The sequence below is a fragment of the Mesorhizobium sp. P3_A10 genome, from assembly GCF_056403175.1.
Window position 1 is genome coordinate 532,997 of sequence record NZ_JBFUFZ010000003.1, and the last position, 26,329, is coordinate 559,325.

General features: G+C 60.7%; 23 protein-coding genes, 3 tRNA genes and 1 pseudogene. 15 read left to right on the forward strand and 12 right to left on the reverse strand.

The genetic code is table 11. The features are described from left to right. Positions 1-5 precede the first annotated feature (5 nt). Together AC1DXU_RS15600 and AC1DXU_RS15605 are read left to right on the forward strand one after the other, a co-directional pair. The gene (locus tag AC1DXU_RS15600; RefSeq protein WP_477369837.1) at positions 6-2,030 is read left to right on the forward strand and encodes a sensor histidine kinase; all 2,025 of its coding nucleotides are present in this window, start codon (positions 6-8) and stop codon (positions 2,028-2,030) included. A 235-nt stretch (positions 2,031-2,265) separates the two neighbouring features. Continuing rightward, positions 2,266-2,619, forward strand: coding sequence for a hypothetical protein (locus AC1DXU_RS15605; protein ID WP_477369840.1), 354 nt, complete (start codon positions 2,266-2,268; stop codon positions 2,617-2,619). 233 nt (positions 2,620-2,852) lie between these two features. On the opposite strand, the gene AC1DXU_RS15610 is transcribed toward AC1DXU_RS15605, so the two are convergent. Beyond that, a complete protein-coding gene (locus tag AC1DXU_RS15610; protein ID WP_477369843.1) occupies positions 2,853-4,838 on the reverse strand; it encodes an ABC transporter ATP-binding protein/permease in 1,986 nt (661 codons plus the stop codon). A gap of 170 nt (positions 4,839-5,008) precedes the next feature. Between AC1DXU_RS15610 and AC1DXU_RS15615 the strand changes: the two genes are divergently transcribed. Then, a complete protein-coding gene (locus AC1DXU_RS15615) occupies positions 5,009-5,734 on the forward strand; it encodes a hypothetical protein (protein WP_477369846.1) in 726 nt (241 codons plus the stop codon). A gap of 53 nt (positions 5,735-5,787) precedes the next feature. Here AC1DXU_RS15615 and AC1DXU_RS15620 read toward each other — a convergent pair whose 3' ends face one another. Further along, positions 5,788-6,033, reverse strand: a complete 246-nt coding sequence (locus tag AC1DXU_RS15620; RefSeq protein WP_477369849.1) for a CsbD family protein — start codon at positions 6,031-6,033, stop codon at positions 5,788-5,790. Positions 6,034-6,283: 250 nt separating this feature from the next. Here AC1DXU_RS15620 and AC1DXU_RS15625 point away from each other — a divergent pair, with 250 nt between their 5' ends. Then, entirely contained in the window at positions 6,284-6,574 is a 291-nt protein-coding gene (locus AC1DXU_RS15625; RefSeq protein ID WP_477315214.1) for a DUF982 domain-containing protein, read from the forward strand. A 192-nt stretch (positions 6,575-6,766) separates the two neighbouring features. Beyond that, complete coding sequence (gene katE, locus AC1DXU_RS15630; RefSeq protein ID WP_477369852.1) at positions 6,767-8,881, forward strand: catalase; 2,115 nt, start codon at positions 6,767-6,769, stop codon at positions 8,879-8,881. A gap of 308 nt (positions 8,882-9,189) precedes the next feature. On the opposite strand, the gene AC1DXU_RS15635 is transcribed toward katE, so the two are convergent. Then, positions 9,190-9,459 carry a hypothetical protein gene (locus tag AC1DXU_RS15635; protein WP_477369855.1) on the reverse strand — a complete coding sequence of 90 codons (270 nt, stop codon included), beginning with the start codon at positions 9,457-9,459 and terminating at the stop codon, positions 9,190-9,192. A 226-nt stretch (positions 9,460-9,685) separates the two neighbouring features. Between AC1DXU_RS15635 and AC1DXU_RS15640 the strand changes: the two genes are divergently transcribed. Beyond that, on the forward strand, positions 9,686-10,168 hold the full coding sequence (locus AC1DXU_RS15640; protein ID WP_477369858.1) for a pyridoxamine 5'-phosphate oxidase family protein: 483 nt from the start codon (positions 9,686-9,688) through the stop codon (positions 10,166-10,168). 14 nt (positions 10,169-10,182) lie between these two features. Here AC1DXU_RS15640 and AC1DXU_RS15645 read toward each other — a convergent pair. Together AC1DXU_RS15645 and AC1DXU_RS15650 are read right to left on the reverse strand one after the other, a co-directional pair. Beyond that, a pseudogene (locus tag AC1DXU_RS15645) lies at positions 10,183-10,464 on the reverse strand (adenylate/guanylate cyclase domain-containing protein); the annotation flags it as partial. 181 nt (positions 10,465-10,645) lie between these two features. Next, positions 10,646-12,046, reverse strand: a complete 1,401-nt coding sequence (locus AC1DXU_RS15650; RefSeq protein WP_477369861.1) for a phospholipase D family protein — start codon at positions 12,044-12,046, stop codon at positions 10,646-10,648. A gap of 405 nt (positions 12,047-12,451) precedes the next feature. Here AC1DXU_RS15650 and ku point away from each other — a divergent pair, with 405 nt between their 5' ends. Together ku and ligD are read left to right on the forward strand one after the other, a co-directional pair. Then, positions 12,452-13,324: a non-homologous end joining protein Ku gene (gene ku, locus AC1DXU_RS15655; protein WP_477369864.1), complete on the forward strand. Its 873-nt coding sequence runs from the start codon at positions 12,452-12,454 to the stop codon at positions 13,322-13,324. A gap of 11 nt (positions 13,325-13,335) precedes the next feature. Next, positions 13,336-15,837 carry a DNA ligase D gene (ligD, locus tag AC1DXU_RS15660; RefSeq protein ID WP_477369867.1) on the forward strand — a complete coding sequence of 834 codons (2,502 nt, stop codon included), beginning with the start codon at positions 13,336-13,338 and terminating at the stop codon, positions 15,835-15,837. Positions 15,838-15,905: 68 nt separating this feature from the next. Here the strand turns inward: ligD and AC1DXU_RS15665 are convergent, their stop codons facing one another. The 4 genes from AC1DXU_RS15665 to AC1DXU_RS15680 all read right to left on the reverse strand — a co-directional run bounded on the left by AC1DXU_RS15665 (position 15,906) and on the right by AC1DXU_RS15680 (position 18,393). Further along, positions 15,906-16,181, reverse strand: coding sequence for a hypothetical protein (locus AC1DXU_RS15665; protein WP_477369870.1), 276 nt, complete (start codon positions 16,179-16,181; stop codon positions 15,906-15,908). A gap of 159 nt (positions 16,182-16,340) precedes the next feature. Next, the gene (locus tag AC1DXU_RS15670; RefSeq protein ID WP_477369873.1) at positions 16,341-17,552 is read right to left on the reverse strand and encodes an NAD(P)/FAD-dependent oxidoreductase; all 1,212 of its coding nucleotides are present in this window, start codon (positions 17,550-17,552) and stop codon (positions 16,341-16,343) included. A 90-nt stretch (positions 17,553-17,642) separates the two neighbouring features. After that, positions 17,643-17,807: a DUF3309 family protein gene (locus tag AC1DXU_RS15675; RefSeq protein WP_477369875.1), complete on the reverse strand. Its 165-nt coding sequence runs from the start codon at positions 17,805-17,807 to the stop codon at positions 17,643-17,645. A gap of 510 nt (positions 17,808-18,317) precedes the next feature. Beyond that, positions 18,318-18,393: transfer RNA gene (locus AC1DXU_RS15680), tRNA-Val, on the reverse strand. Positions 18,394-18,610: 217 nt separating this feature from the next. Here AC1DXU_RS15680 and AC1DXU_RS15685 point away from each other — a divergent pair. The 4 genes from AC1DXU_RS15685 (at position 18,611) to AC1DXU_RS15700 (ending at position 19,719) form a co-directional block, all read left to right on the forward strand. Continuing rightward, positions 18,611-18,687: transfer RNA gene (locus tag AC1DXU_RS15685), tRNA-Asp, on the forward strand. Positions 18,688-18,808: 121 nt separating this feature from the next. After that, positions 18,809-18,876, forward strand: a tRNA-Asp gene (locus AC1DXU_RS15690). Then, positions 18,858-19,145: a hypothetical protein gene (locus AC1DXU_RS15695; protein WP_477369878.1), complete on the forward strand. Its 288-nt coding sequence runs from the start codon at positions 18,858-18,860 to the stop codon at positions 19,143-19,145. Before AC1DXU_RS15690 ends, AC1DXU_RS15695 begins: the two co-directional genes overlap by 19 nt. Before the next feature lie 190 nt (positions 19,146-19,335). Continuing rightward, a complete protein-coding gene (locus AC1DXU_RS15700) occupies positions 19,336-19,719 on the forward strand; it encodes a hypothetical protein (RefSeq protein WP_477369881.1) in 384 nt (127 codons plus the stop codon). Between the two features lie 25 nt (positions 19,720-19,744). On the opposite strand, the gene rbsK is transcribed toward AC1DXU_RS15700, so the two are convergent. From rbsK to AC1DXU_RS15715, 3 genes are read right to left on the reverse strand one after another with little or no spacing between them, the layout of a single operon-like run. Further along, on the reverse strand, positions 19,745-20,674 hold the full coding sequence (gene rbsK, locus AC1DXU_RS15705) for a ribokinase (protein WP_477369884.1): 930 nt from the start codon (positions 20,672-20,674) through the stop codon (positions 19,745-19,747). A gap of 4 nt (positions 20,675-20,678) precedes the next feature. Then, entirely contained in the window at positions 20,679-21,131 is a 453-nt protein-coding gene (locus AC1DXU_RS15710) for an RbsD/FucU family protein (protein WP_477317381.1), read from the reverse strand. Between the two features lie 34 nt (positions 21,132-21,165). After that, a complete protein-coding gene (locus AC1DXU_RS15715; protein WP_477317379.1) occupies positions 21,166-22,224 on the reverse strand; it encodes an ABC transporter ATP-binding protein in 1,059 nt (352 codons plus the stop codon). A gap of 290 nt (positions 22,225-22,514) precedes the next feature. On the opposite strand from AC1DXU_RS15715, the gene AC1DXU_RS15720 reads away from it, so the two are divergent. The 3 genes from AC1DXU_RS15720 to AC1DXU_RS15730 all read left to right on the forward strand — a co-directional run bounded on the left by AC1DXU_RS15720 (position 22,515) and on the right by AC1DXU_RS15730 (position 26,327). Beyond that, positions 22,515-24,179 (forward strand): ABC transporter substrate-binding protein, encoded by a 1,665-nt coding sequence (locus tag AC1DXU_RS15720; protein ID WP_477369887.1) that lies wholly within the window; start codon positions 22,515-22,517, stop codon positions 24,177-24,179. 94 nt (positions 24,180-24,273) lie between these two features. Next, a complete protein-coding gene (locus AC1DXU_RS15725) occupies positions 24,274-25,395 on the forward strand; it encodes a carbohydrate ABC transporter permease (RefSeq protein WP_477369890.1) in 1,122 nt (373 codons plus the stop codon). A 14-nt stretch (positions 25,396-25,409) separates the two neighbouring features. Further along, positions 25,410-26,327: a carbohydrate ABC transporter permease gene (locus AC1DXU_RS15730; protein ID WP_477369893.1), complete on the forward strand. Its 918-nt coding sequence runs from the start codon at positions 25,410-25,412 to the stop codon at positions 26,325-26,327. Positions 26,328-26,329 lie beyond the last annotated feature (2 nt).

Consider the following 26,329-nt stretch of genomic DNA (forward strand, 5'->3'; position numbering starts at 1 on the left):
AGAAGTTGCCTCGTCTGTCAGCTCGATTGTATCTGCTGGGCTTGATTACCGCCGTTGTCGTTCCAGTCTGGCTGTTTGCTGCCTATCTCCTTGCCCAATATGCTTTCAACGAACGGGCACGGTTCGAGAGCGAGGCTCTGCAGGTAGCTCGTCAAATGTCATTGGTGGTCGAAGGCGAAATCACCAACCTCGCTACAGTAGTTCAAGGCCTGTCCAAATCCTCCTCTATGGCTGGCGGCGACCTCATGGCCTTGCATGCGGAAGCAGCTCGCTTGGTACAGGGCACGCATCGCATAATCTTTCTGCGCGACCTGGGCCGGCAGCAACTGGTCAACACCCGGATACCGTATGGAACGGAGCTGCCGCCCGTCTCTCCACTGTCGACGCCGGATCTAGCCAAGCTCAAATCCAATCTGCCGATCGTCAGCGGCGTCTATGCCGTCTCGGGCGAATATCGGATCGCAGTCGCAGTTCCCGTGCGCGGCCCGAAAGGCGAAGACTGGCTTCTCGCCATATCGGTCCCGACGGCCGACATTCGCGACGTCATGATGCCGGCTGTGCCTGAAGGCTGGACGATTGGCGTCGGCGACCGCGAGGGCGCCTATGTGGCACGATCCTCGCTGCACGAGGAAATGACAGGCAAGCCGGGTTTGCCAGAATATCTGAAGAAGGTTGCAGGCCGCTCTGGCACGTTCACCTCGCGCAACTTTCAGGGCGTAACGCTGCTCGCCGGCTATTACCGGTCCGGTGCCTCCAACTGGTTCTACACTGCAAACGTGCCGCTCTCGGTCGTCCAGGCACCCTTCTGGCGATCTCTGGCAGCGATTGCCGCCCTCGCCCTTGTCGCGATGCTAATCTCTTCCGCACTCGCCTATGTCGTCGGCAAGGGGTTCGCCAAGGCGGCCCGCGATCTGGCGAACCGCGCCGATGCCTTGGGGCACAGCCGACCGGTCAAGGCCATGTCTACCGCGATCTCCGAGTTTGCAGTGATCGCTGACGCGCTTCTCGCCGCCGAGCGCGCACTGGCCGAACGCGAGTTCGAACTGCAAGCCGTTCTGGAGACAGCCCCAGCGGCAGTCTGGTTCACATATGATCCGCAAGCGCGCCAGGTAATACGCAATCGTTTTGCGGCCGAGCTCATGGGATTGCCTACCGACACACGCAAAACCTTCGGCGCTACCGACTTGGTCATCGACACGATCGCTTTGCAGGATGGGCACACCGTGAGCCGAGAAGATCGGCCGCTCAGCAGAGCAATGCGCGGGGAACAGACTGACAACCAGGAATTCGCCTACATCCTTCCGAATGGCGTTCAGCGCACACTTCTGTCAAGTGCGCGGCCAATCCGAGGTACCTCTGGCAAGGTTATCGGTGCGGTGCAGGTCAGCCTCGACATAAGTGAGCGCAAGCGCGGTGAAGAACAGCGCAACCTTCTCGTCAATGAGCTCAACCACCGAGTCAAAAACACCTTGGCAGTCGTCCAGTCGATTGCGAGCCAAACCCTTCGCAATGCGACGAGTTTGCCTGAAGCAGGACAGGCGCTCGCAAGCAGGCTCGTGTCGCTCGCCAAGGCGCACGATATCCTGACGCAGGAGAACTGGAGCGGCGCCGACCTCAGGGAGGTCGTCACAGCGGCGCTTTCACCGCATGCAGATGCAGACCGGTTCCAACTCTCAGGAGACTCGGTGTGGCTTTCCCCCACGCTGGCGCTGTCGCTGTCATTGGGTTTCCACGAGCTGACTACCAATGCAATCAAATACGGGGCTCTCTCGGACAAGGACGGAACCGTCTCGATATACTGGACCGTAAGCGGGCAAGCCGGGCAAAGGCGTGTTCGAATAGAATGGCGCGAGCTGGGCGGTCCGCCGGTTCCGGCTATTGAGCGGAAAGGGTTCGGCACACGCATGCTTGAAAGGCTTCTTGGGCCCGAGTCTGCAGGCAACGTCACCATCACGTTCGACCCGACCGGGCTGGTGTGCGCTTTTGACGTTGCCCTTGAAGAAACCAGAGGGACAGCCGCTGCTTCCTGAGCTCGGGGCGAAAATGTCCCCCCCCCTCGGAGGATCGAGCGCCGGCGGTGCTCCCGTAGCTCCCAGGGCAGGCTCAGTGCCGCTTCTGGCCGCGGCCTTTGGGCCTCCAAGCGCAACCGGGGGAGCAGCGAGGTTTTGTCAGCAGACGATGCGATCGGGTCGCAGACCACCTCCACGAGCCACTGCGCTGGTGTTATGGTGCACCGGCAGTCGTCAGCCGGCAAGGATATGAGGCATGGCCGCAGTCACCCGCCGTACATTTCTAGCGTTCACCGCCGTTGCGTCTGTCGCTGAACCGGCGTTTGCTGAGGGAGAAAATACCTCACGCCAATTGCAGGCGCTGATCGCAACCCATGAGACGGGCTATGCCGAGCTCCATAGGGTCCATCGAGCTGGCAGCAGCTGGTACGACCGCAAGACAGCAGACCGATTTGAAGAACAAGCATTGCTGGCCATCTGCTCCTATCCCGCGACCAGCAGAGGCGATCGCCGGACCAAAGCCCACTACCTGTTGACTGTCGAGGCACGGGGCGAACTCGACCTGGAAGAGCACATGCAGGCCATCTTGCACTCCATGATGCAGGGCTGATTGGCGTGAGTTGGCGCAGGCAGGCCGACCGGGCTTACGGAAGGTCCAAGCCTGCCCTGGAGGTCAAGCGGGTCATAATTGAACTTTCGCTTTTGTACCCTAAGTGCGGACTTCCCAGGTGAAGGCGCGCTTGACTGCCTTGCTTCTCGAAGCGATCGTTGAACATTCTGCTCCGGATAGAGCACATGTTCCCGTGGACTTGCTTTTCAATTTTCTGTCCCGGCCATCACGGCCTACTTCATCTCACGCCGAGAACCAGAGCCCCACAAGGCGCGTGTGAGCAGGTTCCGTTTGCTTTTGAGCGGCACAAGCTCGATATCGCTGACAAGCTTGGCGCCGCCCTTGCGCCGCTCCAGTGTGATCTTGCGGCTGTGGAAGGCTTCCAACTCGGCGCGATGCGCCACGCTGATGATGGTGACATCAGGCAGTTCGCGGATGACAGTCTCCATCATCTCGTCCTGGCTCTTCTCGTCGAGTGCCGAGGTTGCTTCATCCAGCACGACGATATCGGGGGCGTGCAGGAGGAGACGCGCGAAGGCGAGCCGCTGCTTTTCGCCGCCCGACAAGGTCTGGTCCCATGGTGCGTCTTCCTCGATCTTGGCGGCGAGATAGGCGAGGCCCACCTTGTCGAGGGCACCCCTCATCTCTTTGATCGACCAGTTGTCGGCGGCAGCGGGATAGGCGACGGCGCGGCGAAGCGTGCCTGAGGGAATGTATGGGCGCTGCGGCAGCATGAACAGCCGCCTGTCGGCATGGAAGTTTACGCTGCCGTCGCCCCATGGCCACAGGCCCGCGATGGCCCGCACCAGCGTCGACTTGCCCGAGCCGGATTCGCCGGCCACGAGCACGCGCTCGCCTGGGTCGATCGCGACCCCGGTTTCCTTGACCACGGCGGTGCCGTCGTCGAGCGTCACGGAGAGATTGTCCAGGCTGAGCATCGCCCCGTCTTCAGTTTCGCCTCGATTGATGCGTCCGAGCGCATCGCTCTGCTCGGCGCGCTCGAGCCCGTCGAGCGACATCATCAGCGAGGCGATACGCCGCGCGGAGGCGTTCCAGTCGGCAAGACGCGGGTAGTTGTCGACCAGCCATCCGAACGCGCCTTGCACGATGCCAAAGGCAGACGCTGCCTGCATGACCTGGCCGAGCGACATCGAGCCTTCTAGAAATTTTGGCGCGCAAAGCAAGATCGGCACGACCGGTGCAAACAGGCTCGACCCCTGCGACACCAGCGCGGTGCGCATGTGCTGGCCGGTCAGCAGCGCCCATTGCCTCAGCACATGGCCGAAATTCCTGTCGATGCCGCTGCGCTCCTCCTCCTCGCCGCCCAGCAAGGCGATGCTCTCGCCGTTTTCGCGCACGCGCGTCAGCGTGTAGCGCAGTTCGGCCTCCGCCTGGTTCTTCCGCTCGGAAAGGCGGACGAAATTGCGGCCGACGACCACCATCGAGGTGGAAGTGATGGCGGCATAGATGATCGCCGTGATGACCAGGAAGCCGGGAACGGTGACGCTCGACCCTCCGATCGGCAGGGTGAGCGCGCCGCCGATCGTCCACAGCACCACGATGAAGGTCGAGGCCACCAGGAATGCGTTGAGGACACCGGCGATGAAATCGACGGGCGACTCGGTGGCGATGCGCAGATCCTCGGTCATGCGGGCCTCGGGGTTCTGGTGGTCGCCGCCGACGAGGTTCAGCTGGTAGTAGCGGCCGTTTGCCAGCCAGCGCGCGATAACCGCGGTGGTCAGCCAGGAACGCCAGCGGCGCTGGATCGTCATGCGCAGGTAGACTTGTGCAACGACAAGGCTGCCGCTGCCGAGCACGAGCGGCACGAATACGGCGCTCAGGAAATAGACTGTGCGGGCATTGCGCTGCTCAATGGCGTCGAAAATCGAGCGGTGCCAGACATTGATCCCATACTGAAAGCCGATGTTGATGCAGATCAGCACCAACACCCCGACTGTGAACGGCCAGGCGAGCCTGTCAGCGCCGCGGCCCCAATAACCGCGTGCGCTGATCCAGAAACGCGTCAGCAGGTATTTCTTGCGCGCCTGCTCAGCCTCCTCGGGCGTCAGCTGCGGATCGGGTTCGACGGCATCCGGCGGCGGTGCGGCCTGGCCGTCCACCTCAGGCGCGGCTTCTACAGTCGATGTCTTTTCCTGGCGCGACTTTTCAGCGCCGCCTCGTTTGGCGCCGTCGACCGATTTGAGCTTAGCCCCCGACATCAGGTGATAACGGCTTTAGAATCAAAAGGTTTCATGATGTCCGCTCGAGATTCACTCTCACAGACCTAAGGCTCCTCTGGTGCTTGGCACGAGCCTCGACCACAGGCAGCATTGCGGAACGAAATTGGAGCTGAACTATTGTTGAAGGCGAACCAATCGAGAATGTTCGCATGCCAAAATTCAATGACGAGTGGAAGGTCGGGTCGCACGGTCGGCTGGAGAAACTCGACGACGGCCTGCTAACTGTCGCGGGCGAAATCCAAATGCCGTTTGGTAACTTTCCTCGGCGGATGACGGTGGTCAGACTCAGGGGACGGCGCACCGCTATCTGGAGCGCCATCCCGCTCGCCGAGCCTGAAATGCGACAAATCGAAACCCTTGGCGACCCCACCTTCCTTATCGTGCCGGGCATTGCTCACCGGCTCGACATCAAACCTTGGAAGCTGCGCTATCCCAAGGCAAAGGTTATCTGCGCTCCTGGTGCGGTGGACGCCGTTGAGAAAGTCGTCAAGGTCGATGGCACGGGAGATATCTTGAATGATCCCGCCGTCCGCATGGAGTCAGTGCCAGGCGTTGCAGAGAAGGAAGCCTCGATGCTTGTGCGCCGTGAGGGTGGCACGACCCTCGTTATCAACGACATACTCGCCAATGTGCGTCATCCGCATGGGATTGGCGCTCACATTATGGCACGCGTGCTAGGCTTCGGTGTCAATCAGCCGCGGATACCTCGAGTTGTTACATGGCTGTTTGTGCAGGACCGGGAAGCGCTCGCCGGTGCTTTCCGCAAATGGGCAAACGAGCCAGGCCTCGCACGCGTCATCGTCAGCCACGGTGACGTGATTGTCGACGAACCGCGGAGGGTGCTCGAAAGGGTTGCAGCTGAGTTGGAGGGTTGACTTGGATTCGTCGGAAAAAGGGCCAGCGTAGACGCGCTGACCCTTCTTGAAACTCACAGCTTCTTATTGATCGCTGCCGCTGTTTTGGTTGTAGCGTCCTTGACTGCGGACTTCGCGTCGCCAACAGCCTTCTGGACTTTGCCTTTCGCTTCCTGCGCTACGCCCTCAGCTCTCAGCCTGTCATTGCCAACGGCCTTGCCGACGCCCTGCTTCACGTTGCCGGCTGCCTGGTTTGCAAGGCCGGCCGCTTTGTCGCTTGTGCTTCCCATGACGATACGCGCTCCTTTGGGGGTGATCAACTCATTCAGAACGCTGCGGAATCGGGGAGGTTCCTCCAAAGCTCAGATTGTGTGAGCGATTGAAGCGCCTCGGAACCTGAGTGGTCTAGCCGGCTTCATGTCTGGTGGACGGCTTCGCAAGATTGGCGGCCGTCTGGCGCGACTCGTTCCCCAGTCGGCTTTCGTTTCGACGATGCAACCAGGTTGGTCCTTCGGCGTTATTGCCCGTTCAAATGAAAACCACGCCCAGACGCATCCAGGGAACCAGGTCATGAGTAGATTTCTTCCTCTCAAAATCCGTTTTGTAGACGGAACCACGATGGTGGTTTCATCCATCCCGGATGCACAGAAAGCGCTGGCGTGCCAATGGCGGAACAAAGAGGCCGCAACATATCACGAAGCCGCTCGTCTGCTGGCAGCTGCGAAAGACGGGATTTGCAAGCCAGCAGTGGCCTTCGATGCATTCAGAAACGCGGCTTCCAAACAGGGACTTCTCCAGCCGACCAAACCCAGCACGGCACTCGGTATGCTCGATGATTTGACGTTGCCGGTAGCCAGGTGACAGCCGATGGTGGGAGCGTCAGCGGCGTTCGCCATCTGCCTTCTACCGGGAAACGGGCACACGAAGCGACCTCTGCAGATGACCTGAAGAGATCACCAGTATCGCCCAGTTATTCGCCAAACGGGCGGAACCGCTTGCAGGACGCAGCATTGTGAAGAGGTACAATCCCGCACCGCTCACAAGGAACATGCCATGGCCAAGTCGTCGCGCAACCCGAACGGCACCCTTGCTGCCATCCACGATCAGAAGCTGATGCGCGGCGAAGGCGGCGAACTTCACCAGACGGCCGAAGGCGATGTGCCGTTGCTGACCACGGCACAAGGTGGCCCGGTGTCGGATGACCAGAATTCGCTGAAGATCGGCGCGCGCGGCCCCACGGTTCTCGAAGACTTCCATTTCCGCGAGAAGATCTTTCATTTCGACCACGAGCGCATCCCGGAGCGCGTCGTCCATGCGCGCGGCTACGGTGCCCACGGCTATTTCGAAACCTATGAATCGCTGGCCAAATACACCCGAGCCGATATCTTCCAGCGCGCCGGTGAAAAGACTCCGGCCTTCGTGCGTTTCTCCACTGTCGCCGGCAGCAAGGGATCGGCCGATCTGGCGCGCGACGTGCGCGGGTTCGCCGTCAAGCTCTACACCCAGGAAGGCAACTGGGACATTGTCGGCAACAACATCCCGGTGTTCTTCATCCAGGACGCCATCAAGTTTCCGGATCTCGTCCATTCGGTCAAGGAAGAGCCCGATCGCGGCTTCCCGCAGGCCCAGTCGGCGCATGACAATTTCTGGGACTTCATTTCGCTGACGCCTGAAAGCATGCACATGATCATGTGGGTCATGTCGGATCGGGCCATCCCGCGCTCCTTGCGCTTCATGGAGGGCTTCGGTGTCCACACCTTCAGGATGGTCAATGCCAAGGACGAATCCACCTTCGTCAAGTTTCACTGGAAGCCGAAGCTCGGCATGCAATCGGTGGCCTGGAACGAGGCGGTGAAGATCAATGGCGCCGATCCGGATTTCCATCGCCGCGACCTGTGGGAGTCGATCCAGGCCGGTAATTTTCCGGAGTGGGAGCTGCAGTTGCAACTGTTCGACCAGGCGTTTGCCGACAGTTTTGATTTCGACGTGCTCGACGCCACCAAGCTGATCCCCGAAGAAATCCTGGCGCCGATGCCGGTCGGTCGTCTGGTGCTCGACCGCATGCCCGACAATTTCTTCGCCGAGACCGAGCAGGTCGCGTTCATGACGCAGAATGTTCCGCCCGGCATCGATTTCTCCAACGACCCGCTGCTGCAAGGACGGAATTTTTCCTACCTCGATACGCAGATAAAGCGGCTCGGCGGACCCAATTTCACGCATATTCCAATCAACGCGCCAAAGTGCCCGTTCCATCATTTCCAGCAGGATGGCCACATGGCCATGCGCAATCCGGTCGGACGCGTGAACTACCAGCCGAATTCGTTCGGCGAAGGTCCAAGAGAGTCTCCGGAACGCGGTTTCCGGCCGTTTGCCGAGACGGAAGAAGGTCCCAAGCAGCGCATTCGCGCCGAGAGCTTTGCCGATCACTACAGCCAGGCCCGGCAGTTCTACACCAGCCAGACACCGACGGAGCAAGGACATATCGCGGCTGCTTTGACCTTCGAACTGAGCAAGGTGAAGACGCCGGTCATTCGCGAACGGATGGTGTCGCACCTTCTCAACATCGATGATGGGCTCGCCAAGAAGGTTGCCGCTGATCTCGGATTGAAGGTGATGCCGAAACCGGCCGATGCGGCTGTTGCCACCCGCCAGGATCTTGGCGCCGCGCCCTCACTCAGCATCCTGGAAAACGGCCCTCAGCAGTTCAAAGGCCGCAAGCTCGGAATCCTCGTCACCGACGGCTCCGACGCGGTACTGCTCAAGGCCCTGACTTCGGCCTTGGCGAAGGCCGGCGCAAGTTTCGAGATCATCGCTCCGAAGGTTGGCGGTGCGAAGGCCAGCGACGGCAGTTTGATCGAAGCGGACCAGATGCTCGCCGGCGCTCCATCCGTCCTCTACGACGCGGTGGCGCTGCTGCCCTCGCAGGCGGCCGTCGCCAGTCTGGTGAGGGAATCGACCGCCCGTGATTTTGTTGCCGACGCTTTCGCGCATTGCAAATTCATCGGTTACGTCGAAGCGGCGACGGCGCTTTTCGAGAAGGCCGGCATCGCGGACAGTCTCGACAAGGGTGTCATCGCATTGACCGGCCCAAAAGACGTCGCCGGCTTTCTTGGCGAGCTGGGCGCACTGCGCCTGTGGGATCGGGAGCCGAAGGTGAAAATGTCGTAAGTCGAGCCGCTCTCGCGAGTTCAGATTCAGTCGCAAAAAAGGGTAGGTCCGCATTGGACCTGCCCCTTTTATCAAAATAAGCCAACCCTGTTAGATTGTTGCAACGACGCAGCTTCAAACGCGTTTGGGCGACGTTGACGCGATTGGCTCTCCGTCCTCGACGGTGTTTTCGTTCACCTGGAACGCTTTGCCGTGCAGCGTCTGCGTATTGGTCAAATCGTTCGTTTGGGCGCTTTCGCCATTTTTGTCCTCCACTGCTGGGGGACAACTCCCGCCGTTGCGGCGAGTTCCAATGACCGCGCGGATGGCTAGCGCATCAAGCCTGCGGCGCGAAGGGCATCCTCGATGACCTTGGTGACGCCAGTGGCTGAAGGGCGCGCCTCACCAGGCCACGCTTCTGCGGCGGGATCGATGCGCACAGCGCGCGGCTTTTCAGCGACGTTGTAAGTTTTCAAGGCAGTGGTGGAAGCGGATATCGCCAACACGGTCTCCTTAGTCGCCGCGCGCCGTGCAGCTGGCTTCGCGAGATTCCAGAAGCGAGCTATCTGGCGTGTCGAGGAAATCCCGACCTCCAGCATGAACGGCCCATGCCCTGCCCAAGCCGTCATCGCTGGTCGTCTAGGGTGGCGTGCCATAGCCCATACGCGAAGCCAGCTGAGGAGGAGGTCAGTCTTGGCCGACCTAAGCCAGCGGTCCACTCAGCCGGCCCGCGCCTTCCGCCTCCAGTGGATCTTTGCTTGCTGGTTGGAACGGAGATCGCCCGCGGTCGTTTGCCTTTTTTCGCAATCGTGAAGGGAAGTACAGATGCCGACTCCTGCCGAGCTTGAAGCCAAATTCTGGAAGTCGCTGAAATCCGACATGACAATGATGATTGGCATTGATGGGTCGAAGGTCATCCCTCGTCCGATGACAGCACAGCTTGAGGATGACCAAAACGGCCCGATATGGTTCTTCACTGCGAAGGATACTGAACTTGTTCAGGGGCTGACAGCCGCCAGAAAGGCGACCGCTACCTTCACCTCGAAGGGCCACAATCTGTTCGCGACGGTTCAAGGCGAGCTTCGGCTGCACAACGATAGCGCGACGATCGACCGCCTTTGGAACCGCTTTGTGGCCGCCTGGTTTGAAGGCGGGAAAGAGGACACCAAGCTTGCGTTGCTGCGGTTCGATCCGCAAGAGGCAGTGATTTGGCTGGATGGATCGAGTGTGATGGCCGGCATCAAAATGCTGCTCGGGTTCGACCCCAAGCAAAGCTACAAGGATCACGTCACCAAAGTCGACCTCTAGTCCTCAACGTGGGGTATCTGGAACCGCTGATCCTTTGGAACGGCCGCGTTGCGCTCCGCGAGGCCTTTTTGCAGCGCCACGGCGCATTCGACGGCGTCCACGACGCTGGAGAACTCTGCCAGCAGGCCGTCGCCCATGAGCTTGAAGGTATGGCCATGGTGGCAGGCAATTTCGGGTTCGAAGAGTTCCTTGCGGCCGGCCTTGAGACGCTCGAACGTGCCCTGTTCGTCCTGCTCCATCAAAGCGGAGTAGCCGACCACGTCCGCGGCAAGAATGGCAGCGAGCTTTCGCTCCATGACCGCCCCCAATTGGATAGTCATCACAATGCGCGACTGATGGTACCACAAGCTTGGGAAAAGCGCATTGGGGACGCCGGCTTGACGTGCCCATCAGTCGGTGAGCGCGGGAGACCAAAATCGCGGCAAGGCGACGCAGCTTCCAGGATTGGCGAGGGGATCGGTGGTGCAATCTTGCTGGCTACAGCTGGGACTCGATCGGAAGGTGGCGGACCAATGCCGCCAGGACCCGGCGAGAAATTCCGGCTTCAGGTTCATGGGTATAGTCCTGAAGCTTGCCTTCGTCGCAGCCGTGCCAATGCAGAACATTGTTTTTCAATTCGAGCCTATAGCTCGCTTCCGGTGCGATTTCCGTTTGAAACCGGTGCCGCACTTCTGCGACTAGTTTCTCATCCTCAAAGAGCACTCCCATTTCCGAATTCAAAGACACTGATCGAGGGTCGAAATTGAAGGAACCGACGAAACCGGTCTTGTCGTCCACTGTGAAAGCTTTCGTATGCAGACTGGCGCCCTTGGAACCAAATACCGAGATCGCCGGCTGCCGGCTGAAGGGCTGAAGCTCGAAAAGTTTGACGCCATTTCTCAGCAACCGCTTCCGATAGTTTGCATAAGCCCCATGGACCGCTGCGACGTCTGTAGCGGCCAAGGAATTGGTCAAAACGGAAACGTCGACCCCCTCGCTGATCAGGTCCAACAATATCGCCGAACCCCTTTTGCCAGGGATGAAGTAGGGGGATACAATTTCCAGACATTCGCGCGCCGATTGAATGATGGGGCGTAGCTCCTTCATGAGCCAGCTACGACGCCTCCAACCGCGCACTTTCTCTGGTGGATCGGAGATCACCCGCACTCGTTCCACCCAGTGCACATCGTTCTTGGCCGCGATGAACTCTGCGATGGACCCGCGGTCACCGATCCCATTCAAGAGCTTTGACTCGCTGTCGGCATCGCTTCTTTCAAACAGACTAGCATGCGTGGTTTCGGCGACTGAACCGAGTACACCAATCGGTGTTGCTTCGTTGCAAACCCAAAAGGCCTCAAAGATTTGAGCGGTTTGCTGCACCGCAGGACCGAGGAGCAGAACGTCGAGATCCCGGAAATTGGTTTCCGCCGCGTCGAAATAGGCGTCGCCTATATTGCGTCCCCCGACAATGGCGATCGTTTCGTCCGCGATCCACGCCTTGTTGTGCATTCGCCTCGTCAATGCAAAAAGTCGCAAGAGAACTTCCACACCCCGCACGATGCTGCTTTGTCTGATGCCACTCGGATTGAACAACTTCACTTCGATGTTGGGATGATTGCTCAACGCCAAATAGGTGGAATCGTTTCTGCACGGGTTGACGTCGTCAAGGAGCATGCGCACCCGCACGCCGCGCTCAGCGGCCCGGAAAACCTCCTGCAGAAGCAAGCGCCCGGTGTGGTCATCGTGCCAAAGGTAATACATTAGGTCGAGGGTGCGAACTGAGCTTCTTGCCGCCAGCACGCGCACGGCGAACGCGTCATAATTGTCAGGGATGAGCAGCAAACCACTCCTCCCCGCCGCGATATTGTCGTCTGCAATTCGCGAAACGGATACGTCCATTAAGTGACCACCTTTGGCTGGCGAACGACACGAGCCTTACTCAAAATCATAGCAAGAACCTCTCAACCGTCATCTGGTTGCATCTGCAGCTGTCTAATCCCTTCGTGGTTCAACGGCCTAATCGGAATCCCATGTGCTATGTGAAGAACGCTAAGCAAACTATCCAGCACCATGCAGAACCTGCCACTGGTATCTCGAGTTGTTCGGAGTGCCATGTGACGCCGGGAAGGCTGCGCGGGAAGGACGAGCAAGCACCCAATAGCCGAAAAGCAGGATCGACCTGAAGACGCCGGCAGCGAATCTGCAAAAAGCCGGCGGGAAAGATGCCAGCCATTATTTGCACGAACGGAACCGGGAATGACCTTGCCCGTTCTCGGTTCAACCGCACCACGCAGGGAGTTTGTCATGGCACCTCGTCCAGCCTGGAAAGGCTATCTGAAGCTGTCGCTGGTCACCTGCGCCATCGAACTGACCAATGTCGTCACGCACACCGAAAAGGTCTCGTTCCGGGTGCTCAACCGCAAGACCGGCAATACGGTCAAACGCATCTATGTCGACGCCCAAACCGGCAAGCCGCTGGGCGATGGCGACGAGATCAAGGGCTATGAGGTCAGCGACGGCGACTTCGTCCACATCGAGGAGGACGAGATCGAAGCGGTGCAGATCGAATCCTCGCACACGATGAGCCTCGACGGCTTCGTCGACAAATCCTCGATCCAGCAGTTCTATCTCGATACGCCCTATTATGTGGCGCCGGCCGACAAGGTGTCGGAGGAGGCCTTTGCCGTCATCCGCGATGCCATGGCGGGCAAGAAAATGGCGGGGCTCGCCCGCATCGTTCTTTACAGCCGCGAACGTCCTGTTGTGATCGAGCCGCTGGGCAAGGGCATGGTGCTGACCACGCTGCGCTACGACAACACCGTGCGCCAGCCTGATACCGTCTTCGGCGACATCAAGGCGGTGAAGACCGATCAGGAGATGACCGATCTTGCCGAGCTCATCATCGACAAGAAGAAAGCCACGTTCGATCCGTCGAAATTCGACGACAAATACGAGGATGCCCTGCTCGAACTGATCCGCGCCAAGAAAGCCGGCAAGAAGGCGCCGGCGGCGCAGGCCGCGCCAAAACCCTCCAACGTCGTCAATCTGTTCGACGCGCTGAAGCAGAGCCTGTCTTCGGATGGCGGTTCATCAAAGGCCTCCTCGTCGGCAAAAGCCAAGTCGCCGGCGAAAGGTGCGAAGCCGAAAGCCGCTCCCGCCAAACGTAAATCGGCCTGAGGATTGGGGAGATGGCCGACCTCGAACAGTATCATTCCAAGCGTGATTTCAAGAAGACCGCCGAGCCGGCCGGCAAGGTCTCGCGCAGCGGCAAGGGCAAGGCCGGCGGCATCTTCGTCATCCACAAGCATGACGCGACAAGGCTGCACTACGATCTTCGCCTCGAGCATGATGGCGTGCTGTGGAGCTGGGCGGTGACGCGCGGCCCAAGCCTCGACCCGCACGAGAAGCGGCTGGCCGTGCATGTCGAGGACCATCCGATCGACTATGCACCGTTCGAAGGCACCATCCCCAAGGGTGAGTATGGCGGCGGCACGGTCATCGTCTGGGACGAGGGCACCTGGACGCCTGAGATCGATCCCGCCAAGGCGATGCAGAAAGGCCATATCAGCTTCGAGCTGGACGGCCACAAGCTCCACGGCCTCTGGCATCTCGTGAGATTGAAACCCCGCGCGGGCGAGAAGCGCGACAACTGGCTGTTGATCAAGTCCGACGATGCCGCCGCCCGCCCCGGCGAAGACATCCTCGAGGAAGCCCCGCAATCTGTGAAGTCGGGCCTGACGATCGAGGAGGTCGGCGCAGGCAAGACCGCCAAGGGCAAGGCGTCGAAAGTCTGGCATTCCAACAAGCCAGCCGCCGGCAAGGCGAAGCTTGTTGCGGCGAAGCGGCTCGACTTCATCGAGCCGGCGCTGGCGACGTTGGAAAGGGATGCGCCGGCCGGAAAGGACTGGCTGCACGAAGTCAAATTCGACGGCTACCGCATGCAGGCGCAGCTTGCCGGCACCGAGGTGCGGCTGCTGACGCGCACCGGCCTCGACTGGACGGAGAAATTCGGGGGCGAGATCGTTGCCGAACTCGGGCGGTTGAAATGCACCGATGCCATCATCGATGGCGAGATCGTCGTGCTGGCCGACAATGGCGTCTCGTCCTTTTCGCTGCTGCAACAGGACCTGTCGGCGAACCGGACCAATCGCTTCATCTACTATGTCTTCGACCTGATGCGTCTCGACGGGCAAGATCTGCGCAGCGAGCCGCTGGTCGAGCGCAAACAGGCGCTGCAGGACCTGCTCGGCAAACCGTCGGACGATTCGGCAGTCCGCTTCAGCGACCACTTTGCCGAACCCGGCAAGGTCATGCTGCAGCACGCCTGTCGCATGGGGCTGGAAGGCATCGTCTCCAAGCGCGCCGATGCGCCTTATCGCAGCGGCCGTGGTCCGGCCTGGGTGAAGTCGAAATGCACGGCGCGCCAGGAATTCGTCATCGGCGGCTATCTGCCGTCGGAAAAGACCGGGCGCGGGCTGCGCTCGCTGCTGGTCGGCTATTTCGAGGCCGGCAAGCTGCACTATGCCGGCCGCGTCGGCACCGGCTTTTCGGCCAGGATGGCTACCGATCTGAAGAAAAAACTCGACGCTTTGAAAGCAGACGCTTCACCCTTCGCCGCCGCTGTGCCGAAGGGCAAGGGACTGGTCTGGGTCAAGCCCGAATTGGTCGGCGAAGTGGAGTTTCGCAGCTGGACCTCCGACCGTATAATACGCCACGCATCGTTCCAGGGATTGCGCGAAGACAAGCCGGCGGAGGAAGTCGTGCAGGAAAAACCGAATGCTCCGACGGTCGCGAGCAAGGCAAAGCCGGCTTCGACGAAATCCGCCGGGACGGCGCAAACCGTCGTCAAGCTCTCCCATCCGGAGAAGCTTTTGTGGCCCGAGGAAAAGATCTCCAAGCAGGATCTGCTCGAGCACTACGCGCTGGTCTGGCCGCGCATGCAGCAATTCGTCGTCAACCGGCCGCTCAGCCTGGTGCGGGCGCCGGACGGTATTGGCGGCCCGCGCTTTTTCCAGAAGCACGCATCGGCCGGCATGCATGAGAAGATCGCCAGGATGAAGGACCCGACGGATGGCGAGGAGATCTTGTTCATCCGCGACTTCGATGGCCTTGCCGCTTTGGTTCAGAACGGCGTGGTCGAGGTCCACATCTGGGGCTGCACCATCGACGAGCTGGAAAAGCCCGACCAGATCGTTTTCGATCTCGACCCGGACGAAGGTATCGACGCCAAGGCGGTGCGTGAAGCCGCACTCGACATCCGCGCGAGGCTTGATGAATTGTCCTTGCCCAACCTGGTCAAGACATCGGGCGGCAAGGGCTACCATGTCGTCGTGCCGTTAATACCGTCGGCGGATTGGGAAGAGGCAAAAACCTTCTCCCATGATTTCGCCCGCGCTTTGGAACAGGCGGCACCGGATCGCTATACCGCGACGCTGTCGAAGAAGGCGCGCACCGGCAAGATCTTTGTCGACTATCTGCGCAACGGCCGCGGCTCGACCACGGTCGCGCCCTATTCGTCGCGCGCCAAGAAAGGCGCCACCGTGTCGATGCCGGTGACCTGGGAGGAGATCGAAGCCGGGCTGGCGCCGAACGCCTTTCCGATCGGCGATGCCACGACGCTGAAGCAGCTGGCCAAAGCCGATCCCTGGGCGGATTTCTTCAAAGTGGGTAAGGCGCTCAGGAGGGGCTAGCGAACGACTCGTGCGCCTTGCATCAGCCCTGCTGAGCCTTCAACCGTCTCAAGACGAGGGCTTCCTCGTCATCGAGGCCTTGTATTTGATCGCTTGCGCTTATTCGCATCCGTCAATTTGCCCAGCAGACGCCCTTCGGACCAGGCGTTGAAGACTTGTGGGTGAATGTAGCACTTACCGAAGACGGCGCGTGTGTTGCCCAACCGCTCGGCGACTTTGTCGATGACAGAGTTCATCACCTTCTTCGATTGCGCCTGGCTTTCAGGGCGCTCTATCGGGCTAATATCGGCCGCTTGGTCTATGGTTTCAAGGAAGCGAAGGTCCTCGCGGAGACTGGCGACCACGCCGAGAGCCCGACCATGAGCCTCGCGTCGCGGACGGTCCTCGGCTCCGGCCAGAAGCCAATCAAGGTCGTTGGACCCGTATTCGAGATTGAAGACGGGCTCCTCGCTCTCACCGCGATTTCTGGAAGCGCTGACGCGGAAATGGGTGGGGCTGCCAGCCTAACGACCGAATGCGAACAGCTCTGCATCGATGTCATCGGCGCCGCCAATCGCGGAGGAGACGATCTCGGAGGCGATCTGCGAGAAGGTGATGCCATTGCCGCCATAGCCCATCACCGCATGAATGCGCGGATGCCGGGGGAGCGCGCCGAGATAGGGCAGACCGGTGGTCGTGGTGCCGAAGGAGCCGGCCCAGGCGAATTCGGGCCTGGTGTCGAGATGCGGAAACAGTCGCCCGAGTTTTTCGGCTATGCGTGCAGACTTGTCCGCCGTCAATGAATCGCGAAGGTCCTCGTCGATGAAATCCTCGTCCTCGCCGCCGCAGATAGCGCGACCGTCCGCCGTCGCACGCATGTAGAGATAGGGTTCAGATGCTTCCCAGATGAACGCGGCGCCCGGCCAGATGTTGCGCGGCTGCTGATGGGTGGCGATTGCCCATGTCGAGATGATGCGGTGCGCTGTCGCCGGCACGATGTCGGTTAGTTCGAAGCCTGTTGCCAGCACCACATGCTTGGCCGTGATGGTCGGGCCGAGGCTGGTACCGACAACAACCTCGTCCCGATTATCCTCGATGGTTGTCGCCTCGACCGGTGCATGAAACCGTGCCTTGCGTGCCAGCGCCTTGAGCAGCAGGCCGGCGGTGAGCTTGCGCGGATCGAGTGCGAGGTTGTCGTGGCTTAGAATGGCGGCGGCGCGGTCGATGCCGAATTTTTCTGCCAATGGTTCATGGCTCAGGTAGGTCGCGCCGATGCCCGCCTGCCTGCGGGCCTCCGCTTCATAGTGCAATTGCGCGGGTCCGAGCGCGTTGCCGGCGAGATAGAGCGACTGGATGCTGGCGGCTCCGCAGTCGATGCCTAGTTCGGCGATCCGCCCGCGAAGGTTGAGCACGGCAAGCCGCGAGCGGCGCCACGCCTGTTGCGCAGACGCTTGGCCGATCATGCTCGAAAGTTTTGTCAGCGGCTGGTCGATCTCGAACTGCACGAGCGCTGTCGTTGCCGGGGTCGAACCCTTCAGCGGGCCGCGCCGGTCGATCGAGATCACCGAGTGGCCGTCGCGCGTCAATGCCTCCGCCATCATGGCGCCGCTGATGCCCAGGCCGACAATCAGCACGTCGGTCTTCACGTCGCGCGCGAGTTTTGTTGCCGGCACCGTAGGCGAGCGATAAGCGAACCAGACCGGCCGGCCAGTTCTTAGATCAAGCTTGCGGGCCATCGGTATCTCTGGGAATGCGGTTTCGACTTCCGACTAAAAACCCGCTGCTCCCTGGGCCGCGCCGGGTTCGAATACAGGCTTCAAGTGGCGCTAGATGCGCCCGAGAACAACGAGAATGATGACGATCAGCAGCACCAAACCGAGGCCACCACCGCCATAGTAGCCGGTCCCGTAGAACGGCCCGCCTCCCAAGCCGCTTAAGCCGCCTAGCAAGGCAATGATCAGAACGATGATGAGAATGGTACCCAGACCCATAGTTTTCCTCCACGAGCGGGCGCTATCGCGCGTTGCAACAGCGCATTTTTCCGCTGTTAATCAGCATATGAACTCGCAAGACGCGTTCCTGTTCCGACCCCGGTGAACAGCGTGATTCTATGACCGGTGGTGTCTGCTTTCGGGCAGAGGCAACGGCTGACTCTACGTCCGACATGGGGCGCAAAGCTGCTGTTTGCAACGCGGACAATGAAGGTCACCATCGGGTGACACGCCGACCTGCCCTGCATGTCCTTCGGCTGATGCCCGCAACCCACAACGGACGAGTGCTAGCTGCCCATCTGCGGGCGTCCGGGATCTGCAAATCGGCTCAATCGGGGTAAAGACACGAGGTTTCGACAGGCGCTCGAAATCGTGCTGTCGGCCCAGTTTGTGCTGAGCCTACTCGTGCGACCGTGGCTGACTTGCCTGCTATTTACCTGTTGGGAGAGCGCGTCTCAATCTGAGTCAGAAAGAAAATTAGACCTTTCGCAACATATTCAATCAGTTATATGGTGGGCGATGACGGGCTCGAACCGCCGACATCTTCGGTGTAAACGAAGCGCTCTACCAACTGAGCTAATCGCCCGCTCCGGCGCGGACCTTTAAGCGGTCGGGACAGGCTTCGCAAGGCCAAATGAACAGGCGGCCCCCTCGCCATCGGATGGTTTTGACACCAAAATCCCGCTTGTCAAAAAACCTTCTCTTGTTTGCTGTTATGCTGTCCAGGTGCGCTTGACACCCGGTGGCGAACCCCTTATCCACCGCCCCAACGACGAACACGGCTGACACGTGCTCGTCAATGCGCGGGTGTAGCTCAGTTGGTTAGAGTGCCGGCCTGTCACGCCGGAGGTCGCGGGTTCGAGCCCCGTCACTCGCGCCATTTCTCTTCAAGGGTCACGATCCTTGGTGCCGGAGAAATGTCGACGTTGATGTCAAGAATGCCTTCTTGAATGCGTTAGTTCAGATCGATCGCTTGCAGCGATCAATGACAGCGCCGGATTGTAGCTCAATCGGTCAGAGTGCCGGCCTGTCACGCCGGAGGTCGCGGGCTTGGACCCCGCTCGCACCATTTCCCTCGATGCCTTCCGCTTTCCGTCTGTAGATCAGGCGGACGACGAGGCCGATGTATCCAAGCTGAAGAATAGCCATTGCAAGAACAGCCCAACCGAGCGCCGTCCAGACGGAGCCAGTTTCCATGCCGGCCCAGATCGCAACGACGAACGACGTTGCGAACATGCCCACCAGAAATTGCGGAAAATACATAATGGCCCAGCACCCAATGTTTCGGCGGTTCAGGCGGCTTTCAAATCGGCAAAGAGCCCGCCGCTTCATTTTTGAGAAGCGGCGGGGCCCCCAGATTGCCCCCCGATTGCCCGGCGGCGATGGATGCCCCCGGCATTGCTGACACTGCAATTGCGGTGCCAAACAAGGTGACCCATTACCGGACACTTGTGCCAATGGCGCAAGACCGGATTGCCGATTAACATTACCTGTGGCTAATATGCCACCTTGGTCGGAAGGGACTAAGGTGGCGAGGTTTCTGGCAGGCTTGTTGGCCGCGATGCTGGTGGCGTCGGCAGGCCGATGCTTTTCCAACGACACCGCTAAGCAAATCTCCGAAGACGCACTGAGAATGATCAGCGCCCAGATGTATTCTGGCGTTCTGAGCCAGGAATGCGCGCACGGACGGCGCTACAAGCAAAGCCGAATCGAGAATGGCTTCAAAAGGCACCTCGAGGAAATGAGGCTGCAGTTGATCGCGGATGGGTACACAATCGTGCCCAATACGACTGAGAACGACTCGCGGTGGCATCTTTCGGAGATGGCATTTGACGCCAAACGACGGCTTGGCATCCCGCGCCAGTTCGGCTGCCTTGATGCCTATTGGCTCGACGACGATCCAGACTGGTAAGGCCGCATATGGGACATGGTCGAGATCAAAGCTTCGCCAGTAGCGCCTCGACCTCCTCCAGCGTCGGCATCGACGGCGCCGTGCCCGGCCGGGTCACCGAAATACCGGCGACGGCGCAGGCGAAGCGCATGGCTTGCAACGGTTCCACGCCTCGCGACAGCGCCGCGGCCAGGCCACCATTGAAAGCATCGCCCGCACCTGTCGTCTCGACCACCGGGCCGGCATTGACTGCGCCGACATGGTCGGAACGATCTTTGGTGTGCAGCAGCGCGCCTTTTTCGCCCAGCGTGACGATGACGGCGCCGACGCCCTTTTCGAGCAGGCTGTCGGCGGCGCGGCGGGCGTCGTCAATGGAGGAGACCTTGATGCCGGTCAGCTCCTCGGCCTCGGTCTCATTGGGCGTGACATAGTCGCAAAGCGTGTAGATGCGATCCGGCAGCTTCGCCGCCGGCGCCGGGTTAAGGATGGTGGTCACCCCTGCCCCGCGTGCGATCTCCAGCGCCCGCGTTGCTGCCTCGATCGGCTGCTCGAGCTGGGTGACGAAGACACCGGCCGAGCCGATCAGGCCGGCATGGGCGTCGATATCGGCGGGTGAAATCAGCATCGCCGCACCGGGGCTGACGATGATGGCGTTGTTGCCGCTCGCCTCCTCGACGAAAATGTAGGCCGCGCCGGTGTAGCTTTGCGGCGTCTCGATGACGGCGCTCTTCACACCGGCCTGCGCCCAGGTCTGCCTCGCCATATCGGCGAAGGCATCGACGCCGAGCCGCGTCAGGAAGGTAACGTCGGCGCCCAGTCTGCCGGCTGCCACCGCCTGGTTCGACCCCTTGCCGCCAGGACCGAGCTTGAAGGAGTTGCCGAGTATCGTTTCGCCCATGCGTGGCTGGCGATCGGCGCGATAAGCGGTATCGGCGACAAAGACGCCCAATATGATCACAGGTTTGCCGGCGGCCATGGTGTTACTCCGCGTCCGGCGGGACAACGCCCTTGCGGAAGGCAAAGCAGCCATAGAAGCGGCGCTCGCCGGTCTGGATGACACAATAGGCTTTCTTGGCGCGCTCATAGAAGGCATAGCGCTCGACAGAGATCATCGGCCAGGCCTTGCCCTCGGCGGCGTCGATCTCTCTTTGCACTTCCTTTTGGACGGGCGGAATTTCATCCGGCTTTCCGACGATCTCCATGCGAGCGGCCGCATCGTCGACGAACGTATCCAGCGGGTAGAGCGACAGCACCGCCTTGACCACATCCGCCGCCGACGCGTCGATGCGCAGCAGCTTGCCGAGCACGGTCTGGCGCGCCACCGAATCGGCGGGGAAATTGGTGTCGGCGATGATCAAATCGTCGCCGTGTCCCATCGCCCGCAGCGCCTGCAGCACATCGGCATTGAGCAACGGGTTGATCCCTTTGAGCATTTAATTCCTCCCGAACGGATATTGGGGTGTGAAATCAGAGCCGGTTGCCGGTCTCTGCGTCGAAGAGATGCACCTGGTCAAGCCGCGGCTTCAGATGCAGCGTGTCGCCCGGCTTGAAATCGTGGCGCTCGCGAAACAGCGCCACCATCTCGCCCTCGCCGAAGCGCAGGAAGACCAGCGTTTCGGAACCGGTCGGCTCGACCACCGAGATCTTGGCGGCAACACCGTCAGGGTGGATTTCGAGATGCTCGGGTCGCACGCCATAGACGACGCTGCGCCCGTCCTCGACCTTGCTGTTGGCGGCGATCGGGAATTGCGTGCCGGCGATCTCCACGACGGGCTTGTCGCCCTTCTTCACGACGCCCTTGAGCAGGTTCATCGACGGCGAGCCGATGAAGCCGGCAACGAACAGATTGGCCGGCCGGTCAAACAATTCCAGCGGCGCGCCGACCTGCTCGATGCGGCCATCGCGCATGACCACGATCTTGTCGGCCATGGTCATGGCCTCGATCTGGTCGTGGGTGACATAGATGGTGGTGGTCTTCAGTCGCTGGTGCAATTCCTTGATCTCGGTGCGCATCTGCACGCGCAGCTTGGCGTCGAGATTGGAGAGCGGCTCGTCGAACAGGAACACTTGCGGGTTGCGCACGATGGCGCGGCCCATCGCGACGCGCTGGCGCTGGCCGCCCGAGAGCTGGCGCGGATAGCGCTTGAGATAGGGATTGAGGTCGAGGATGTCGGCGGCACGCTTGACCCGTTCGGCAACCACGGCCGGGTCGGTTTTGCGCAGTTTGAGGGCAAAAGCCATGTTCTGCTCGACCGTCTTGTGCGGATAGAGCGCATAGTTCTGGAACACCATGGCGATGTCGCGCTTGGCCGGCGGCAAATGGTTGACGACACGATCGCCGATGGCGATCGTGCCGCCGGATATGGTTTCCAGCCCGGCCACCATCCTCAGCAGCGTGGACTTGCCGCAGCCGGACGGCCCGACCAGCACCACGAACTGCCCGTCGGCGATATCGACGCTGACACCGTGCAGCACCTTGACGGTTCCGAACGCCTTGGCCACATTGCTGATCGCGACTTGAGCCATCACTCCCCCTATCGTTTTCGGTGAAGCTAGCCATTGCCAACGGTTAGGGCAAGCCAGTATCTTATAGATAAAAATCCGCCCTTGTTGACAAGGTAATCGATTACGCGAATAGTGCGAGTGCCAATCCGACAGCCGGCCCTTTATCCGGTCAACGGAACTCCTGGCGACGCAGGGTGGGGTCCCAAGTCCCCATATGATATAGGAGAACCGCAGACGTTTCGGCGTCTGAGATTGGCATATCAAATTCAAGTTTGGTCAAGTCACGACTGTTGTTCTGGGAGGAATGGTAGATGAGAGTCGGTCTTTACGAAAAATTGCTCCGCGCGGGGGCGACCCGACGCGACATACTCAAGGGAGCGGCCAGCATGGCCGCGCTCTCGGCGGCATCGGGTGCCGGCCTCGGCGCATTGACGCGTCCGGCTTTCGCCGATGATCTGCGCGCGCAGATCCTGCAGGTTCCGGGCGTCGGCAAGGGTCAACCGACCGACGCCGACTTCCAGAAGGTCGGTGAGATGTGCCTTGGCGCCACCAAGGCCAGCGTCAAGCCAGGCGAGTTCGCCGGTGTCGAACTCACCTTCATGGGTCTCAACAACCAGAACCTGCACAATGTGCTGTACCGCGGCTTCCTGAAGGCGTGGGAAGACTACACGGGTGCCAAGTTCACCTGGATCGATCTGGCGCAGGCCGACTACGGCGCGCGCCTGCAGCAGTCGATCGCCACCGGCACCGTTGACTTCGACGTCATCGAAATGGGTGCGCCGTTCGAAGGCGATGTCTGCGGCAAGGGGCTGGCCTCCGAGATGCCGGACTGGGTCAAGAAGCAGATCGATATGGACGACCTGGTCAGCTATCTCAAGCCGCCTGTCGGTACCTGGGATGGCAAGCAATACCGCGTGACGGTGGATGGCGACTGCCACAATTTCAACTATCGCACCGATGTCTTCTCTGACAAGGATCTCGGCGACGCCTGGAAAGCCGCCGGCAATACGACGCCGTGGGGCGTGCCGACCACCTGGCAGCAGGTGCAGGCCGTGACCAAGTTCCTCAAGGGCCAGAAGTTCAAGGGCCAGGACGTCTACGGCTATCTCGACGCGCCCAAGGCCTGGGGCGGTTTCGGCTTCTACTTCCTTGGCAGCCGCGCCACCGCCTATGCCAAGCATCCCGACGACAAGGCCTGGCTGTTCGACGCCGACACGATGAAGCCGCGCATCAACAATCCGGCCTGGGTGCGTGCCATCCAGGATGTGATCGACGCGCTGCCTTTCGAACCGGCCGACCAGATCAACGCCGATCCGAACACCACAGGCTTCAGCCAGTTCCTCGCCGGTACCGGCTCGATGATCCCGTGGTGGGGCGACATCGGCTCCAACGCCAAGACCAACGATTCCTCGGTCATCGGCGACACGGTCGGCTTCTCGATCCTGCCCGGCTCGGACGATGTCTACAACTCCAAGACCGGCAAGTGGGACACGCTGGCCAGCGGCCCGAACTTCTCGCCGAACTGCGCCTATCTCGGCTGGGGCGTCTACGTCATGGCTCGCGTCGACAGCGACGAAAAGAAGAAGAAGGCGGCCTGGTCGGCTGCTGCCCATCTTGGCGGCAAGGACCTGTCGCTGTGGTGCGCGGCGTATCCGTCGGGCTTCCAGCCCTACCGCAATTCCCATTTCAACATTCCGGAATGGGTGGCCGCCGGCTATGACGAGGCCTTCATCACCTCGTATCTCAAGTCGGAAGCCGACAGCTACAACCACCCGAACGCGGCGATCGAGCCACGCATCCCCGGCATCTTCCAGTACTACAGCGCCGCCGAGGACATTTTGGCCAACACCTTCGCCGGCAAGATGAAGGCACAGGAAGGCGCCGACGCCATCGCCGCCGCCTGGGAGAAGCTTACCGACCAGATCGGCCGCGAGAAGCAGATCAAGCTGTACAAGGCCTCGCTCGGCGTGGCCTGATCGTCTTTGTGAACGGGTTCCGGCGGCAAAACCGCCGGAACCCTCTTGACCGGCCGGGCCGGTCGCGGAGCCTTGTTGTGAACGGAAGAGATGCGTGGCTGAACAGACATCGCCCACGAATACGTGGCCGGCAAACGCCGTCCCATCCGATCTGATAGCGCCGGGCCGCAAGCGGTTCGGCCGGGCATTGATGGCCGTCGCGACGCTGGGCCTTTTGGCAACGATCGCGTTGCAGATCCTCTACAAGACCGAAGTCGACACCATCGGTTTCGAAACCTGGCGGCCGATCGTCTATGCCTATGTGCTGTGGGGCGCGGCAATCGGCATCGGCCAGGTGCTGACGCGCGGCGAGGACGGCCAGCGCGCGCTGTTCCTGCTGCCGGCGCTGCTGTTCACCATCGCCATGGTGATCTTTCCGACGCTGTTTGGCTTCTACATCGCGGTGACCGACTGGAATCTCAGTTCCTTCGCCGGCCGCAAGTTCAACGGGCTCGACAATTTCTGGCAGATGCTGGGCGACCCCTATTACCGCAACGCGCTGCTCAACATGGTGCTCTATGTGCTGGCGGTGCTTGTCGAATATGTCATCGCCTTCGGCCTGGCCCTGCTGCTCAACGCCCAGATCCGCGCGCGAAAATTCTTCCGCGTCGTCTTCCTGATGCCGTTGATGCTGTCGCCGGTGGCAGTGTCATGGATGGTCGGCAAATCGATCATGGAATACCGCTTCGGGCCGGCTGCGACGCTGGCGCGCTATCTCGGCTGGGAAAACCCGGCCTTCTTCTCCGACCCGATCACCGCCCGCATCTCGATCATGGTGCTTGATGCCTGGACCTTCATCCCGTTCATGATGATCATGCTGCTTGCCGGCCTGCAGGCGATGTCGCGCGAGGTGCTCGAGGCGGCGCGCGTTGACGGCGCCACCGCCTGGCAGACCTTCTGGCAGGTGACGTTTCCGCTGATGTTGCCGGTGTCGGTGACGGCGGTCATCCTGCGCATCATCTTCAAGCTGAAGCTGGCCGACATCATCATCACCGTCACCTCGGGCGGCCCTGGCGGGGCGACCGATTCCGTGTCGAGCTTCATCTACCGCGAGTACCGCGACCGCTCGAATGTCGGCTACGGCACCATGCTGGCGATGGCCTATCTCGTGATCATCGTCGTGTTCGTGACGTGGCTGTTGAAATTCGCCAACCGCTTCGTGCGCAACGTCAATTAGGGCCGGCGGCTACCATGAGCGTCCAGACCACCGACTATTCCACTTCCGAAATCCGCTCGCCGATGAGCTTCATCGCCAACCGCGTCTTCATCTACGGCGCGCTCGCCTTCTGGGCCTTCATTTGCCTGTTCCCGATCTACTGGACGATCACCACCTCGTTCAAGACCGCCGTCGACGTCACGCAAGGGCATCTCATCCCGTTCGTCGATTTCCAACCGGACTGGAAGGGCTGGCGCTCGCTTGGCCTGTCGCCGGACTCGATCTTCCGGACCTCGACGGTGCGCGACGAGTTCCTCAAGCGCTTCATGAATTCGGTCATCACCTCGGTCGGCGCGTCGAGCCTGGCCATCATCATCGGCAGCCTCGCCGCCTACGGCCTGACCCGCTACCGCTATCACTTCGCCTGGTTCAAGAACGAAGACATCTCCTTCTTCTTCCTGTCGCAGCTGATCCTGCCGCCCGTGGTGCTCGCTCTGCCCTTCCTCGTGCTCTACCGCGAAGTCGGCCTGCTCGACACGCGCATCGGGCTGATCCTGCTCTACACGCTGATGGTGCTGCCGATCGTCATCTGGATCATGCGCGACCAGTTCAACTCCATTCCGGTCGAACTGGAGGAGGCAGCCTTGGTTGACGGCCTATCGATCTGGGGCGCCTTTTTCCGCATCGTCATGCCGATCGCACTGCCGGGCATGGTCGCCGCCTTCATCCTGGCGATGGTGCTGTGCTGGAACGAGTATTTCTTTGCCGCCCTTCTGACCTCCACCGATGCCAAGACCATTCCGGTCATGGTGGCGAGCCAGACGGGCTCGCAAGGCATCAACTGGTGGTCGATGGCGGCACTCGCCACCGCCGCAATCGCGCCGCTTGCCGTCATCGGCATCGCGCTGGAGCGCTATCTGATCATGGGCATGACGGCGGGAGCCGTGAAATAGGC